This is a genomic window from Leptospira idonii (genome assembly GCF_004770995.1).
Taxonomy (GTDB): Bacteria; Spirochaetota; Leptospiria; order Leptospirales; family Leptospiraceae; genus Leptospira_A; species Leptospira_A idonii.
In genome coordinates, this window is the sequence record NZ_RQHW01000008.1 from 98801 (window position 1) to 115133 (window position 16333).

Annotated in this window: 13 protein-coding genes; 8 read left to right on the forward strand and 5 right to left on the reverse strand. The window is 42.0% G+C overall.

The window, feature by feature from the left end:
* Positions 1 to 61 precede the first annotated feature (61 nt).
* Both EHS15_RS02415 and EHS15_RS02420 read left to right on the forward strand, forming a co-directional pair.
* On the forward strand, positions 62 to 1564 hold the full coding sequence (locus EHS15_RS02415; RefSeq protein ID WP_135758946.1) for a succinate CoA transferase: 1503 nt from the start codon (positions 62 to 64) through the stop codon (positions 1562 to 1564).
* A complete protein-coding gene (locus tag EHS15_RS02420) occupies positions 1561 to 2814 on the forward strand; it encodes an FAD-dependent oxidoreductase (protein WP_135758947.1) in 1254 nt (417 codons plus the stop codon). Before EHS15_RS02415 ends, EHS15_RS02420 begins: the two co-directional genes overlap by 4 nt.
* On the opposite strand, the gene EHS15_RS02425 is transcribed toward EHS15_RS02420, so the two are convergent.
* Positions 2807 to 3586 carry an SAM-dependent methyltransferase gene (locus EHS15_RS02425; RefSeq protein ID WP_135758948.1) on the reverse strand — a complete coding sequence of 260 codons (780 nt, stop codon included), beginning with the start codon at positions 3584 to 3586 and terminating at the stop codon, positions 2807 to 2809. The genes EHS15_RS02420 and EHS15_RS02425 overlap by 8 nt on opposite strands.
* A gap of 44 nt (positions 3587 to 3630) precedes the next feature.
* Here EHS15_RS02425 and EHS15_RS02430 point away from each other — a divergent pair, with 44 nt between their 5' ends.
* The 4 genes from EHS15_RS02430 to EHS15_RS02445 all read left to right on the forward strand — a co-directional run bounded on the left by EHS15_RS02430 (position 3631) and on the right by EHS15_RS02445 (position 8770).
* Positions 3631 to 3897: a metal-sensitive transcriptional regulator gene (locus tag EHS15_RS02430; RefSeq protein ID WP_135758949.1), complete on the forward strand. Its 267-nt coding sequence runs from the start codon at positions 3631 to 3633 to the stop codon at positions 3895 to 3897.
* An 86-nt stretch (positions 3898 to 3983) separates the two neighbouring features.
* Complete coding sequence (locus EHS15_RS02435; RefSeq protein ID WP_135758950.1) at positions 3984 to 4202, forward strand: YgaP-like transmembrane domain; 219 nt, start codon at positions 3984 to 3986, stop codon at positions 4200 to 4202.
* 4 nt (positions 4203 to 4206) lie between these two features.
* A complete protein-coding gene (locus tag EHS15_RS02440; protein ID WP_246051861.1) occupies positions 4207 to 5616 on the forward strand; it encodes a TolC family protein in 1410 nt (469 codons plus the stop codon).
* A complete protein-coding gene (locus EHS15_RS02445) occupies positions 5603 to 8770 on the forward strand; it encodes an efflux RND transporter permease subunit (protein ID WP_135758951.1) in 3168 nt (1055 codons plus the stop codon). Before EHS15_RS02440 ends, EHS15_RS02445 begins: the two co-directional genes overlap by 14 nt.
* Before the next feature lie 53 nt (positions 8771 to 8823).
* Here the strand turns inward: EHS15_RS02445 and EHS15_RS02450 are convergent, their stop codons facing one another.
* From EHS15_RS02450 to EHS15_RS02465, 4 genes are all read right to left on the reverse strand, one after another.
* A complete protein-coding gene (locus tag EHS15_RS02450) occupies positions 8824 to 9630 on the reverse strand; it encodes a hypothetical protein (RefSeq protein WP_135758952.1) in 807 nt (268 codons plus the stop codon).
* Positions 9631 to 9852: 222 nt separating this feature from the next.
* Positions 9853 to 10635 carry a hypothetical protein gene (locus EHS15_RS02455; RefSeq protein ID WP_135758953.1) on the reverse strand — a complete coding sequence of 261 codons (783 nt, stop codon included), beginning with the start codon at positions 10633 to 10635 and terminating at the stop codon, positions 9853 to 9855.
* A gap of 215 nt (positions 10636 to 10850) precedes the next feature.
* Complete coding sequence (locus EHS15_RS02460) at positions 10851 to 11672, reverse strand: hypothetical protein (protein ID WP_135758954.1); 822 nt, start codon at positions 11670 to 11672, stop codon at positions 10851 to 10853.
* Positions 11673 to 11835: 163 nt separating this feature from the next.
* Positions 11836 to 14106: an ATP-binding protein gene (locus tag EHS15_RS02465; RefSeq protein WP_246051862.1), complete on the reverse strand. Its 2271-nt coding sequence runs from the start codon at positions 14104 to 14106 to the stop codon at positions 11836 to 11838.
* A gap of 276 nt (positions 14107 to 14382) precedes the next feature.
* Here EHS15_RS02465 and EHS15_RS02470 point away from each other — a divergent pair, with 276 nt between their 5' ends.
* Together EHS15_RS02470 and EHS15_RS02475 are read left to right on the forward strand one after the other, a co-directional pair.
* On the forward strand, positions 14383 to 15048 hold the full coding sequence (locus EHS15_RS02470; protein ID WP_135758956.1) for a transglycosylase SLT domain-containing protein: 666 nt from the start codon (positions 14383 to 14385) through the stop codon (positions 15046 to 15048).
* A gap of 69 nt (positions 15049 to 15117) precedes the next feature.
* Positions 15118 to 16323, forward strand: coding sequence for a hypothetical protein (locus tag EHS15_RS02475; RefSeq protein WP_135758957.1), 1206 nt, complete (start codon positions 15118 to 15120; stop codon positions 16321 to 16323).
* The last annotated feature ends 10 nt before the right edge of the window (positions 16324 to 16333 follow it).

A 16333-nucleotide genomic window follows, 5' to 3' on the forward strand; every position in this document is an offset into this window, starting at 1 on the left:
GGACTTTTTCTTTTTATGCAATCTCTTTATCTTTGTCCATAAGAGTGATTCGTTTTCCTTTATGACTGTTACAAACCCATTTATCGAAAGCAGGTTGAAATCTCCCGAAGAGGTGGCTCTCCTCCTTCCCAGGGATGTGACTTTAGGTTGTTCCGGGTTCACCCCTGCAGGTTACCCGAAACTCATTCCTCCTGCTTTTGCCAAGCGGATCGAAACGGAACAAAAACAAGGTCACGAATTTTCGATTCGGCTTTATGCAGGCGCTTCCACTGGTGAAGAGTTAGACGGTGCTCTTGCCAAAACGGGAGCTTTAAAACTTAGAATTCCCTATCAATCCAACTCTTATCTTAGAAATCAAATCAATGCGGGCAATGTCGATTTCATCGATATGCATCTTTCTCATGTGGTGAAATATATTGAACATGGAATTCTCCCTTCCATAGACGCTGCCATTGTGGAAGCAGTCGATGTCACTTCGGACGGTAAGGTTTATTTGACTACTTCCTCCGGGATGAGCGCCACTTACTTACAAAAGGCGAAAGAAATTTATATCGAGTTAAGTGATGTCCATCCCCAAGAACTGAAGGGATATCACGATATTTATCTTCCTACTCATCATTCGAAAGGAGGTCCGATCCCTATTCTTTCTCCTGATGATCGGATCGGCCAGCCTTATGTGCAGGTGGATCCTTCTCTTATCAAGGGGATTGTTCGTTCGAGTGCCAGAGACGCAAGTGCTGAGTTCAAAGCACCGGATGCAGATTGTATCGCTATCGCCGATCATGTGTTAGAGTTTATTCGGGATGAAATCAAAAAAGGACGAATTCCTAAGGAATATCTCCCTTTTCAAAATGGAGTCGGAAATATTGCCAATGCGGTTTTAGGCAGTATGGCAAAGAACGATCATTTTCATGAGATCCAAATGTATACGGAAGTGGTTCAAGATTCTGCGTTCGATTTGATCGATGCAGGAAAATTACAGGTCGCTTCTACATCAGCACTCACTTTCTCCGGAAAAGGTTTGGAACGGTTTCATAAAAATATAAACGAATGGAAATCCAAGTTTATCATTCGTCCTCAAGAAATTTCCAATCATCCTGAAGTGATTCGCAGGATGGGTCTCATTGCTATGAATACTGCATTGGAAGTGGATATCTACGGTAATGTGAATTCGACTCATGTGATGGGAACTTCCATGATGAACGGAATCGGTGGTTCCGGAGACTTCACCCGTAATTCTCATCTTTGTATATTCATGACTCCCTCTCTTGCTAAAAACGGAGACATTTCTGCGATCGTTCCTTTCGTTTCTCATACGGATCACAGCGAACATTCCACTATGATTATTGTCACAGAACAAGGATTAGCTGATTTAAGGGGCTGCCCTCCTAAAAAAAGAGCAGAGTTGATCATAGAAAAATGCGCTCATCCATCCTATCGGGATCGGCTGAGGAGTTATTATGAAACGGCAAAACAAGTTTCCAAAGGGAAACATACACCTCATCATTTGGAAGAAGCTTTGTCTTGGCATGTTCGATTTTTAAAAACAGGAAGTATGAAATGATTGCAGTGATCGGTTCAGGAATCACAGGTCTCACTACCGCATGGGCTTTGTCTAAATATTTTCCTGTTACTCTTTATGAAAAACACTCGGAAATAGGGATGGCAGCCTTCGGCGCTAAACATCAAATCAACGGACATTCGTTCGAATTCGATATTCCTTTCCGAACCATCAAAAGGGATTATTATCCTACACTTTTCCGTATTTACGATAAAGCGGGGATTTTGACGAGACCTGTCGATTATTCTTTTCGAGTAGAGTCGGAAGAAAAACCGGTTTTCGGATTTCGCTCTTATTCAGTTGCGGGCAGTACATTCGGATTCCCCACTTTCGATTCTTTCCGAACGAAAAAAGGACGATCCATATTCTTCGACTTACTTCGATTTTATGCTAATTCCAAATCCGATTGGAAGAAAGAAAAAAATCCCGTCAGCATTTTGGAGTTTTTGAAAAAAAACAAATACTCTAAAGAATTCATCCACGAATTTCTTCTGCCTACATTCGCTCTGGTAAATACATGCAAAACGAAAACCGTAGGAGAATATCCTGCGGAAACCATCATAGGATATCATTCCAGAGGGTATTCCTATACACCTCAAGAAACTGCCAGTTTCGGAACAAGAGACATCGTCAATCGGATGGTTGCAGGAATCGGAAACATTGAATTGGGTGCGAAGATCCGTTCGATTGGAAGTGAGAAGGGAAAACCTGTGATTCACTTTGAATCCGGAACAAAAGAGTTCGATCATATCATCGTAACGACCCAAGCGAATCAGGCATATTCTTTGTTAGATGACTCTTACGCATCCGAAAAAAAGGCACTTTCCTATTTCAGATACGAGGCAAGTGATGTAATCGTTCATTCCGATGCGGATTATTTAAAAAAAAGAGACGTATCGCTTCTTTTTAAAGTGGATGAAAGATTCGATAAACCGGAAGTTACTTTGGATTTGGGAAGGATCATGCCCGAATTGAAAGGGGAAAATATCTTTCAAACCTGGAATCCTCATCATTTTCCGGAAGAAACTAAAATTTTGAAGTTAGCAAAGTTCGAAAGACCTATCGTTGATTCCGAAACCATTTTCGGTATCCGAGGAATTGAGACTCTGCATTCCGAAGCGAACAGAAAGATTTGGCTTTGCGGTTCTTATTCCTTATTCGGAATCCCTCTCTTGGAAGCAGGGGCGAAGTCGGCGATGAATGTTGCGGAGAAAATCAGCAAACGAAGCTTAGATGAGATCCTTTCTAATTAGGTTTTTCCACAGAAAATAGATAATAATTAAGCATTCCCGCTTTATAAAAATGAAGAAGAGTGCTGGCGAACATCTGTAAGCCTGTGCTTTGGGATTTTGCAAATACGGAAAAACCTGGAAAAACAAACTCTCCCCATTCTTCGAATTCCTTAAATTTCAATTTCGATTTTAAAATTTGAATCACCGTTCGATCCAAAGAGCTGTGATTCTCTTTGGGAATGAGTGCCATCTTTACTAAAAATTCCAAAAACTTATATTGAATCGAAAACTTGGAAATTTCCTTGGGAAAAACAATATCCGTAAAAATGAATTTTCCTCCGGGTTTCAAACATCGAAAAACCTCCGCAAAAAAGTCGTCCTTATTCGCAAAATGGTATATGCAGTCCAGACAGATGATTTGAGTGAAAGATTCCGATTCGAATTCTTTGATCGATTTCCAATCTCCGTCAATCCAGTGAACAGACGTTAAATTCCATTTTTGTAGATTTTGTTTCGCAAAATCGCTCTGTTCTCCCGGAAGATTAATGGATGTTATATGTTCTGTTCCGAAATTTCGATTCCATACGAAAAGGCTTCCTCCTAACCCGGAACCGATTTCCAGTAGAATCGAATTTTTATCTAATCCTGCTTTTTTTCCCACCTCTTCCGCCATGGCTCTAGAAGCTTCCGGATAGGAGGTATGGTTTTTCCAAAACCCGAAATTGGAAAAATAGAAAGGCGGATCTTGAGGGAAATCTTTCGCCGGAGCGGTTGTGAACGGATAAGGTATCATAGATTCCAGATTGACTTCAGCAGATACCTATATGGGTATAGGTTATGGCCATTTCCGAAGAAAAAACAAAATTGGTTCACAGACTGAATCGAATACAAGGGCAATTACAAGCTATCAAAAATTCCATCCTTAATGAAGAAACGGACTGTGAAAATGCGATTCTTCTTTTAAAAGCCTCCCAACAGGCAATGAAGAAGTTTGGAGAAGCATACATCCAAGACCATTTGGAAACCTGTTTTAAGGAAAAAAAGTCGCAAACTCATTTGGAAGCGGACGTAAAAAAGGCCATCAAGGCCGCATTCAATCTCTAAAATTCCTTCCTCTTTTCGTTTTTTCTTGACGATTTATATACCCCCGGCGGTATCCTGTATAAATTATATACAATAGGGGGTATAGTATGTATATTGCGTCTACTAAAGTTTGGCATCTGGAAAGAGTTCTATTTTTGATCGCAGGAGCGATTGGTTTAATCGGACTCGGTCTGGGTTTGTATCTGTCGCAGTGGTGGTTTCTATTGAATCTGCTTGTCGGCTTTAATTTGATTCTTTTTTCTTTCACAGGATTTTGCCCGATGGCTGTGATTTTAGCCAAACTAGGGTTTGAACCTAAAAAATAAGATCATGATTCGGCCACTGATTTCTGTTATTCTTTGTTATATGCTCTTTCCTGGATTTCTTTTTTCTGAGCCGATCGAGTTTTCCGAACTTTGGAATCGAGTTTTGGAAAATTCTTCCGCTCAGAAGGCGAAACATTCCGAATGGAAGGCTTCTGAAATCGCTAAGTCCAGAAGTGATCAACATTGGCTTCCTCGCATTTATGCGGACGTTCGCACGTATCGTACGAATGATCCCGGTTTGAATTTTATGGGGAAATTGGGACAGAGATCGGTGACCGAATCCGATTTTTCCACTCAATCGATGAGAACAAGGCCCGGAAATTTCCTAGATTCGAATAACCAACCATATACGAATCTCAATTCGGACACAATGAACGTATTCGCTAAGGATCAATTGAACGATCCCGGTTACAATACCTATTCCAAAGCCGCTTTAGGACTTGATTTGCCTTTGTATGAGGGAGGTGCTGGAGAGAATCTCAGACGCATACAAGATAAAAAAACGACTGCTTTATTCTTGGAAAAAGAATCCGTGAAGGATAAGGAATATTCCCGGTCGGGTTATTTATATAGAGGGATTCAGTCCGTAAACGATTATTTAAAAAAGCTGGAAGACACCAAAAAAGCGAATGTTCGATTTTTGCAAAGTTACGGACTGCGGCATAGATCGAATCCGGTCGGTTATTCCGGTTATTTGGCTCTTAAAAATTTGGATCATCGATTGTCTTCGATGATATCCGAGGCAAACGCTTGTTTGTATGAATGGAAGGAGAATTTATCCGTTTTATCCGGAATGTCTTCTTCCGATCTTTTTTTGCAGGATGAAAATCTTTTTTCCTTCATGGAAAAATATTTCCCAAAGGGAGAATCGGATGAATCGAATTTCAGCAAATCTATGACTCATTATGCGGAAGGGGAAGAGATCAAATCCGATTTGGAGATGTCCAAATTCCTTCCCAAGTTCGGGCTTTATTCGGAGACGAACACTTACGGAGGAAGCAGAAACACTCAATCCGCCTATAATGCAGGAGTATATCTACAGATGAATCTCTATCATCCTAAGGACCAAGGTGTTGTAGAGGAGGCGAAACTCAACGCTTATGCTTTCCGGCAAAAGCTGGAAGAATTGAAAAAACAGGAAGATCTGAAGATCAAATCTCTCAATCGGCAGGAAATTTCGTTGAAGGAAAGTTATTCGTTAATCTCCGATTCCGTGAGATACCAGGAAGAACAAAACGAATATATGCTTAAGCTGTATCAAAACGGGAATGTGAATGCCATGCAGTTTGCGGAGGCCTTGAACCGCTCTGCGGATACTTATTCTCGTTTATTGGAAGTAGAGCTCGGTTTGCTGCAGGTAAGAACGGAACAGTATATGTTTCGCCAAAAGGAATCAATCCATGAAAAAAAATGATTCTATCCGAATGGGTTTTGCAGGAAAACTTGCAGAAATTTTTTTAGACTCTAAATTAACTCCGGTAATCATCTTTGTTAGTTTGGTCGTGGGTTTTTTAGCGATCATCATGACTCCTAAAGAGGAGGAGCCTCAAATCAATGTTCCTATGATAGACATTCAATTGTCTGCTTGGGGGTTTTCTCCGGAAGAGATGGAACGTAAGGTGACCGAGGTAGTGGAGAGGAGTGTCTGGGGATTGGACGGTGTTGAGTATGTTTATTCAAGCAGCAGATGGCATTCTTCTCTCATCACGGTTCGATTTAAGGTAGGAGAAGAAACGGAATCGTCCTTATTGAAGATTCATCATAAACTAATGGAAGTTAGAAACTCTCTTCCTTCAAACGTATTGCAGCCGTCAGTGACTTCCTATTCGATCGATGATGTTCCTTTTTTGAGCATTAGTTTCAGCTCCGATTCTACCGATGATTATCGTCTTCGCTCCATGATTTCTCCCTTAGCTAGAGAACTCAGCTCCACTCCCGATCTTTCCAAACTGGAATTATTGGGAGGAAGAAAAAAAACGATCCGTGTGATTATGGATTCAGTGCGGATGAAATCTTTCGGAGTCGATCCTATTGCGGTCGTTTCTGGTTTGGAGAGTCAGGACAGTTTTCTTCCCGCAGGAAAAAATTGGTCCGAATCCCAGGTGTTTGATGTGGATGTAGGAGGGCGCATTCGAGATGCAGTGACATTAAAACATCTTCCTGTGGCACAAAGAGGAGGGAGAGTCGTCCGTTTGGGGGACGTAACTTCCGTTGAGGAAGGACCGGAAGAAAGAACCAAATACTTGTTACTGTATGATAAACAATTTGGAAACACTCCCAAAAATGCGGTCACACTTTCTTTTGCAAAAAGAAAGGGAACGAACGTGGTTGTTTTGGCTGAACAAATCTTAGAAAGGGCGGAATCGTTCCGACAAGGGCTACCAGAAGACGTAAAGATGTCCGTCATTCGTAATTACGGAAGTAGTGCTGAGGACAAGTCCAAAGAACTCATTGAACACTTGTTTATTGCTACAATTTCCGTCTCCGTTTTGATCGCAGTTTGGATGGGAGGAAGGGCAGCGTTCGTAGTTGCGATTGCGATCCCCGTGACTTTAGCTTTAACTCTCGCCCTTTATTATTTTTTAGGTTATAGTTTGAACCGTGTCACCTTGTTCGCATTGATTTTTTCAATAGGTATTTTAGTGGATGATGCGATCGTAATTGTTGAGAATGTAGAGAGGCGTCTGAAAGAAGATCCCCTTTCCTCAATAAGCTCGATCACATTACGAGCAGTTGCCGAAGTCGGGAATCCTACGATTTTAGCTACATTTACCGTGATCGCTGCCATTCTTCCTATGGCTTTCGTAAGAGGTCTGATGGGTCCTTACATGAAACCGATTCCTGTAGGTGCCAGTCTTGCAATGTTGATCTCTTTGATTGTCGCTTTTATCATCACTCCTTGGGCGAGCCTTCGGTTTTTGAAAAGAACGGAAGGAGAAAAAAACAATCCTCAGCATTCCCGATTGGATTCCATTTATATTCTTATATCCAACAAACTTTTGTTTTCCGGTAAAAATTCCCTTATCTTCGGCGTGGTTTCGATTCTGCTTCTTTTCGTTTCATTCGGTTTTTTAGGATTCAAATGGGTAAAAGTTAAGATGCTCCCTTTTGATAATAAGGAGGAATTTCAGATTTTGATCGATTATCCTGTTGATACTCCTTTGTCCGAAGGAATTGCGAAGTCCCAAGCTTTAGTCCGAAAACTTTTGGCGAATGAGAATGTCACTAAGATACAGATCTTTGCGGGAGAACCTGCTCCTTTCTCTTTTTCCGGAATGGTGAAACATTCTTTCTTAAGGAACGAAGAATATAAAAACGATCTACACGTTGTACTGAAACATAAAGACGATCGCAAACAATCTAGTCATGAAATTATAGAATCTTTACGTCCTGTGATTGTTTCTTTCGGGAAAGAAACAAAGGCGGTGACGAAGATTTTAGAGATTCCTCCCGGCCCTCCTGTGATGGCGACTTTGGTTGCGGAAGTGTATGCAAACGAACCTAAGGAAAGAGAGATTGCTGCTCGACATGTTTATGGAGTATTTTCGCAGGAAGAGAGTGTTGTCGATTTGGATTCTAGTTATCGAGAGGGCAGAGAAAAAAGAGTGTATCCCATCGATTATTTTCGTGCCGGATTTTTCGGAGTCAAAGCGTTCGATTTTTCTCATTCCGGTAAATTTTTATTTTCCGAATCATCTATTTTGAGTTTGGCGGATGTATCGGAACCGGAAGAAATATCTGTCGTTTTATCTTTGTCTCAAGAAGAACGTTCTTCAGAATTTCCTTTCCGAAATATAAGTTTGAATTCCATGGAGGCCGGAAGCATTTCTGCGGATTCCGTATTAGGAGAATCTTATTTTACTAAAGACAAAGTGTTATTTCGAAAAAATCTGAGACCTGTTTCTTATGTGACTGCGGAACTCTCCGGAAAAGAAGAAGCCCCCGTTTACGGAATGTTAAAGATCGGTCCGAAGATCCAATATGAAACAAGAACTGCGGATGTTCCTTGGAATTTATCCGCTCCTGTCATAAAATGGGACGGGGAATGGTTCATCACCTATGAAGTGTTTCGGGATTTAGGTTCCGCTTTCGCCGTCGTGATGATTTTGATTTATGTTTTGGTATTGGGTTGGTTTAAAAGTTATTCGGTTCCTCTTGTGATTATGGCGCCGATTCCTATTTCTTTGATCGGAATCCTGCCTGGGCATTGGTTGACTGGCGCTTATTTTACCGCCACTTCTATGATCGGTTTTATTGCAGGAGCGGGGATCATCGTTCGAAATTCGATCCTGCTTGTGGATTTTATCGAGGAAGAAATTGCGAAAGGAATTCCTTTAAAGGAAGCGGTGATTCAAGCGGGAGTGATCCGGTTTCGTCCGATGCTTTTGACTGCATCTGCAGTCGTTGTAGGCTCGTTCGTGATGTTGTTCGATCCTATCTTTCAAGGTCTTGCCGTATCTTTGATGTTTGGTGAAATTGCAGCGACTCTATTGAGTAGATTCGCAGTGCCTGTGTTATATTATTGGATGATAGGTGTTCCCGGATTGAAAAGAGAAAGAAAGGTATAAAAAAACCCGAACCTTTCGTTCGGGCTTTCTCTTCAGAAATGAGAAATTAGATCTTAACGATATCCTTCGCTCTTGATTTCAGAGTGATTTAGATATAATCCTGTCGCAGTCAAAGAAGGCGCTCTGTAGTGGCCTGTGAATTGAGTGTAAGTGACGTTGGAGTTGAAAGGCCAAACACCTTCACTTTGTGTAAGAGAAGCTTGGCATTTGTCTACACCACCTGCTTTGTTGTAACCGCAAGAAGAGTGGTAAGCAACCGCATAGTCGTCTTCACCAGGAAGGATGAGAGAAGCTCCCGCCATACCTTTGTAACCAGGAACGTGGTAGATACCTACTCCGCCGGTGTTGTTGTGGTTGAAAGCTGCACGAGCAGTTCCTACGATAAGGGACTTATCCATTGCATTTCCACCGAAACCGAAAGTGGCACCGTTCAATGCAGATGCGAGTTCGGATCCGCCGGAAGCAGCAGCTAGAGCAGTCACTTTTGTGATGTTGAATCCTTTGGAAGAAGCGGTTCCGCCAAGGTTGGATAACCAAAACTCGATCGCATAACATCCTGCAGAGTGGCAAACGATTTTGCAAGAATTTGAGCCTTTGCAATAGTTTGTGAGCCCTGTAGTGACGTTTGTTTGTGCACGAGCAGTTCCGTAAGTTCTTGGGTCAGTAGTCCCATCGTAACCGATGAAGATTTTAGAACCGGAAACTGTACTTGTGGAAGTTCCCCAGTAGTTGTTCACGTCTGTGGTACCTACGCCATTGTGGTTTGAACCTGATTTTCCGTGAATGAACACGGTGTAAGTTTGGGCGCTGATTCCTGCTGTGAACAGAAGGGCTGCCAGTGCTGTGAATATGCTGCGCATATTTTTTCTCCTGAAAGAGTATTCTGTTCAAATAAGACGAAAATGTTACAAATGTGGCAACATTTTTTTAAAAAAGGCGGAAATAAATTTCCAAATTTGAGGTTTGGGGTAGGGGAGTAGGAGTTCCTACAAAAAAGCAGACATCAGGGCAAAAAAAAGGCCGGCGAGTGCCTGCCGACCTTTCAAAATAAATTCAATCAGAGAAGTTGTTCGGTTTTCCGATTATCTAGTTCCTTCATTTTTGATTTCAGAGTGGTTTTTGTAAAGACCAGCTGCTGTGAGGGAAGGAGCTCTTACGTGTCCGGAGTATTGAGTGTATGTGGTACTTCCGCTTACGATAGAAGTTTGGCATTTATCCAATCCGCCTGCTCTGTTGTAACCGCAAGAAGAGTGGTAAGCAACCGCATAGTCATCTTCACCAGGAAGGATGAGAGAAGGTCCCGCCATACCTTTGTAACCAGGAACGTGATTGATGGTAACTCCACCAGTGTTGTTGTGATTGAACGCTGCACGAGCAGTTCCTACGATAAGGGACTTATCCATTGCATTTCCACCGAAACCGAAAGTGGCACCGTTTAACGCAGATGCGAGTTCTGATCCGCCGGAAGCTGCAGCTAGAGCAGTTACTTTTGTGATGTTGAATCCTTTGGAAGAAGCGGTTCCGCCAAGGTTAGACAACCAATATTCGATTGCATAACATCCTGCAGAGTGGCAAACGATCTTGCATGACTTACCGTTTTTGCAATTGTTCGTGAGTCCTGTGGTGATGTTTGTTTGTGCACGAGCAGTTCCGTAAGTTCTTGGATCAGAAGTTCCATCGTAACCGATGAAAATTTTAGAACCGGATACTGTATTGGCAGAGGTTCCCCAGTAGTTGTTCACATCTGTGGTACCTACCCCGTTGTGGTTTGAGCCGGATTTTCCGTGAATGAACACGGTGTAAGTTTGGGCGCTGAGGCCAGTGGCAAAAAGGATGGTCACCATTCCTAAAATTGTACTTCGCATTGCAATTTTCCTTGTTATTTTTTTTGCTGATTATAGATAAATGCGTCAATTGTGTCAAATTTTTTTTATAAATATGTTTTTTATGTGAATTGGGAGGGAGTTGAAGAGGTGAGGCTGTAGGAGTTCCTACAAAAGCGAGGACTAAGGCAAAAAAAAAGGCCAGCGTTTCCGCTGACCTTCTTTGGAGAGAAAATAGAGATACTAAAAAGAGAATCCTATCTCCAGCCTTCGTTCTTGATTTCAGAGTGGTTTAGATACAAACCAGTTGCAGACAAGGAAGGAGCTCTGTAGTGACCTGAGTATTGAGTGTAAGTCACGTTGGAGTTGAAAGGCCAGATTCCTTCACTTTGAGTGAGAGAAGCTTGGCATTTGTCCAAACCACCTGCTTTGTTGTAACCGCAAGAAGAGTGGTAAGCAACCGCATAGTCGTCTTCACCAGGAAGAATCAAAGAAGCACCGATCATACCTTTGTAACCAGGAACGTGGTAGATACCTACTCCGCCAGTGTTGTTGTGGTTGAAAGCGCCGCGAGCAGTTCCTACGATGAGGGACTTATCCATTGCGTTTCCACCGAAACCGAATGTAATTCCATTGAGAGCAGAAGCAAGCTCAGATCCGCCGGAAGCAGCAGCAAGAGCAGTTACTTTTGTGATGCTGAATCCTTTGGAGGAAGCAGTTCCACCGAGGTTAGACAACCAATATTCGATTGCATAGCATCCTGCAGAGTGGCAAACGATTTTACAAGATTTACCGTTTTTACAGTAGTTTGTGAGTCCAGTAGTGATGTTTGTTTGTGCACGAGAAGATCCATAAGTTCTTGGATCAGAAGTTCCATCATAACCGATGAAGATTTTAGAACCGGATACGGAGTTATGAGAAGATCCCCAATAATTGTTCACGTCTGTGGTACCTACCCCATTGTGGTTAGATCCAGACTTTCCGTGGATGAAGACCGTGTAAGTTTGTGCGCTGATGGAACCTGCGAATGCCAGGGTCAGAGCAGTAGTGAGTGCAAGTAATAGTGTTCGCTTTTGCATTTCTGTTCTCCGATGAATTGTTTAAAATGTTCTATATCCTTGGCAAAAATAAGGCAAGAATTTTTCTAAAAAATGTCATAAATTTTTCACAACCTTGCCACCATCGAAGATAACGATGTTAAATATGGAGGGGCAAAAGCCGAATCTGTGGGGTAAAAGGGCGCTACAGGTGCAAAGGAAGCCGGATCCGAAAGATCGTATCTCCCGGCTGGCTCTCCACAGAGATCTCCCCTTCATGATTTTCTATGATTTTTTTGACAATGGGAAGGCCGAGCCCGGTTCCCATTCCCAATTCTTTGGTGGTAAAAAAAGGTTCGAAGATCAGATCCAAATTTTCTTGGGAGATTCCGTTGCCGTTGTCCCGGATGGAAACGAAAGCGTCTCGATCCGTTCGAGAGACTTGGATCTTAATCTTTCCATTATGGGGCGGACAGGCCTGCACTGCATTGTATATGAGGTTGGTCCAAACTTGGACAAGTTCGTCCGGATAACCTAATACAGTGGTTTCATCCGAATATTCCGTTTCTATTTCGATTCCTTGTTTCCAAGTGGCGGAATACATAACGATCACAGCGTCGATTCCTTCCATCAAAGAAAAAACGGTCTTGTTTTCTTTGGGACCAGCATAGGAATAATGTTTCAATGCAAATACGATTTTCGAAGCTCTTTTGACTGCGGTCTCTATGATGGAAAGATGAAACATGACTTGAGCTCTTTCCAAAGTTCGAACGAATATCTCCTTGCCCGCTTCGGTTTGAAATAAACTTTTATGTTCTTCTTCGATGGATTCGATTCCTAAATCGGAACAAGTATCCGCAAGCCCCGCAGGATCGAGATAATCTAGCGATTCGAAAAAACGTTCCATCTCCCTTTTCTTTTTTATTTTTTTACCGCCTTCCAGATTCGATTTGGGTTTGTTTCCGAAAATCAGTTCGTTCGCAATACGGATGTTTGTAGCATCTTGTGCTTTTTCGGAAGACGGAGGAGATAAAACGGTTTCGGATCTAAGGAAACTTGCACTGGCTTTGATTGCCGCCAAAGGATTGTTAATTTCATGAGCAACACTTGCGGCGATCTTTCCCAAGGTGGACATTCTTTCCGCAAGAACCAGTTGGGACTGGGTTTCTTTCAGTTCCTTGAGTTTATCGTGAAGTTCTACTGTTCTCATTTGAATTTTCTGTTCTAAATCGTCATGAGACGTTTTCACACGATAGATCATCTGATTGAAGCTGGATGTGATCTGCCCGATTTCATCCTGAGTAAGAACCTCTACCCGAACATCCAAGTCTCCCTTCTGCATCTTTCTAATTCCGTCCAAAAGCAGGTTCAAAGGCTCAACTATGTTCTTTTTGTGAAGCAAAGGATAAAGTAAAAAAACGAGCATAAGAGAAATGAGAAGAGTGATGATGAGCCAAATCACGATCGGTTCTATGTTTTTTCTATAATCTCTATAAGAGATCGCAGTCATAAAACTTGTATTATTTGCATAAAAACTGCTGACCCAAAAAATACCGTCCGGATTGGGATAAAGTTGGAAGATCCTGAATTCATAAAAAGGTATGGAATCCATCGCAGGAATCTTCAGATCGGAATAAGGTTTTTGCAGTTTATTGATCCGAAATCGTTTCGCTTCCAAATCGATCACCAAATCGGATTGGTAGATGATGGGATAAAAATTATTTCTTTCTATTTGAGAACGAACAATTTCCTTTTCTCTGTTCATATCCGTTTGGAAATCGATTTTATAACGATTGAACAGAATGTTTGCAATTACGGACAAAGTGAGATACATCAAAGTAATATTAAACGTCATCACTTTGAATCCGACCGTAGAAGGAATGTTTTCCTGATTTAAGGAAGAAAGGATAATGACAGTCACTGCTATGATCGTGACGTTCGTTAAGATGAATAGGTAAGTGCTTTTTTCTATGTAGCCTAGATCGACTAACATATCTGCTACGGCTAAGGAAAAAATCGCAAGGATCGCAAAAAGAAAGTTTCTAATTTTGATCCGAATCGATCTGCTCGAGTGGATGAGTTTGATCGTAAGAACCGTCAATGTGGCGATCAATTGAATGCATAGAGTCAATGCGATGATGATGATACTCATCTGTACCCAAAAATGGGAGCTGGATTGTTCCGGAACATAGAACTCCATCTTGGTTTCGAATTTGATCTCTCTGAAAAAAAATCCGACCCCGTTCCCCAAAATGGCAAACAGGGTGAGGGCCAAAGAAATTCTGCCTACGATTTCTCTCTGTCGGGGGAAGTTGTCTCCTTGGAAATGAAATGCAGTGGCAATGAGAGAATTTCCCAAAAAAACGACTGCAGGATTTTTTAAGAATACGAATACATAGGCGGTCCAAGGACTCAAAAACGAATTGCAGATGGCCCAGGTCAGGGACCAAAGAAACAAACAGCCCAAAAAGGTCAAAAATCCCAGAAAAGACCGAGGTAGAGTCTTTCTTTCCGAGAAAAAATACAGGAAGGCGGTCGCACTCACCAGGCAGAGCCCAAAATAGTAGAAACTATAGAAGTTTAGGAACAAAGCTCTGCCTCGCTCAGATCTTCTCGATTTGGAAGGGGAGGGCAAATCAAAAACAAAAAGAGGATAGAAAAGCGAATAGTGCGCTGCACTAAAGTGCTGGACGATTGTGCGTCGCATAAAAAACTGGTCCTAACGTTGTGCGGTGCACAACGGGAGCGAAAAATGAAATTTGAAAAAATCAAAAAAACGGTAAAAATCTTTTCTTACGGATTGATTCTTTGCCTCTTTCTATTCGAATCCTACGGAAAAACCAGTTCCGAATCCGATTTTAGAACCCAAGAACGAGAGATTGCTCGCATCGGAGAGTATATCGGAAAAGTGCGTCCTTCTCTCTCTCGAAGTGAAAGAAAGAATTTAGCACAGTCTCTTTTTACCACTTCTCATCTTTTGGTATTTCCTAAAAATTCCCGTTTCGCAGGTGAGAAAAAAATAGATAAGGTCGCTTTTCTCATCGGTGTGGTACAAACCGAATCCCAATTCAAAAGAACCGCTAAGTCTCACAAAGGGGCTTTGGGCTATATGCAAATCATGCCCGCCACAGCCAAATGGCTTTCCAAAACCAAAAGAATTCCATACTCTCAGAAAAAAGATTTATTCGACACTCATACAAATCTGCAGATGGGAGTTCTTTATTTGAACGATCTGATGAAGGAAACAGGATCTCCTACAGATGCTCTTTTGGCTTATAATGCAGGATTGGGCGGTTGGAAAAGATGGGGAGGGCTTTCTTCTTATCCTAAATCTATCGGTGATCATTATCATTCATGGAAAGAATTTGAAACTGCGGAAACTCTTTCCTCTAGCATCGCCCTTCTCGAAGAAGAATAAATTTTACTTTACATTCGCAATTTATAACCCAGCCTCTAAACCGTTTTCAAAAAAAGGATGGTTTAGGGTATGGATCTTTTTCGTAGATACGGTGTGTATCTAGCAGTTGTTTTGTTATTGATCGTGGCAGTTCTTTTCTTTGTTTTTAAGGAAGGAAGTGATTCCGATTCCGAAAAAAGACAAAAATCGAAACAAGAAATGATGTCTAGTAATTCCGATCCTACCAGCAGTGATTATGCGGGAGGCCCGGGCGGAGATTCCGGTTATGGAGAGGTTCCGAATGACGGAGCTACCGCAAAATATGTATTGGACCAATACTTAGAATGGGCGGAATACCCTCCTTATTCCCGGCCTATGTCCATCTTGAATCACGATTTGGCATTTCCTTTTATCGTGGAAAATTCTCCCGACTATCAATTGGATCCCAAAACCAAAGAAGGAAACGGATACGTCTGTTTGTTTCAGCCTAAAACTTGGGCCGTCATCGGAAATAGAGATTTAATGTATGTTACACTGGAGTGTAGGGATAAAGCCCGCAATCGTGTTAAAATTTCCATAGACTCTCATCAGGTATTCAGGGAATGGGAAGGACAAAGATACGGAGTCGTAAGTGCTTCCGTAAACGATAACGGAACCGACGGAGATCAAACCAGAGGGGACAATATCTTTACTTTCTCATGGAAACCTGCGAAAGCGGATTGGGGACAGATGTCTCTCGTTGCGGACATTACGTACGGACCGGAAGGACACAAAACTACCGTTACCAGTAGTTTCTTTTCTTCTCCGAACATCCCTGCCGAATTCAACGGAGTGTTCAGTGACGGTTTGCAGGACGGTTCTCTTGTGATACGTGCCGTTGTGAACGTTTACAGAAAAGGGAAATATCATCTGGAAGCGAATCTGAAAGATGAGAAAAACGGAGAATACATCGCCTACGCCATCTATGACGGTGATCTAAAAGCAGGCTCGAATGAAGTTGAATTCATCTTTTTCGGAAAAATTCTGAGAGATAAGGATTTGGACGGACCGTTCCTTGCTACTTCATTCCGGGGGCATAGAGTGAATCTTCCGATCGATCCGGATTGGTACAACCAAGGAGAGGAAGGTTTAAGAAAACTCCAAGCAGCCAAAACCACCGAGCCGGATAGAGAACTAGTGTATCCGTACAAAGACGAATACAAAACTAAATTCTATCAGGTAGAAACCTTCTCCAAAGCGGCTTATGATTCTCAGGATAAACAAGACCGCATTAGGCAGTTGAAATCTTTACAGTAATTAGGATTAG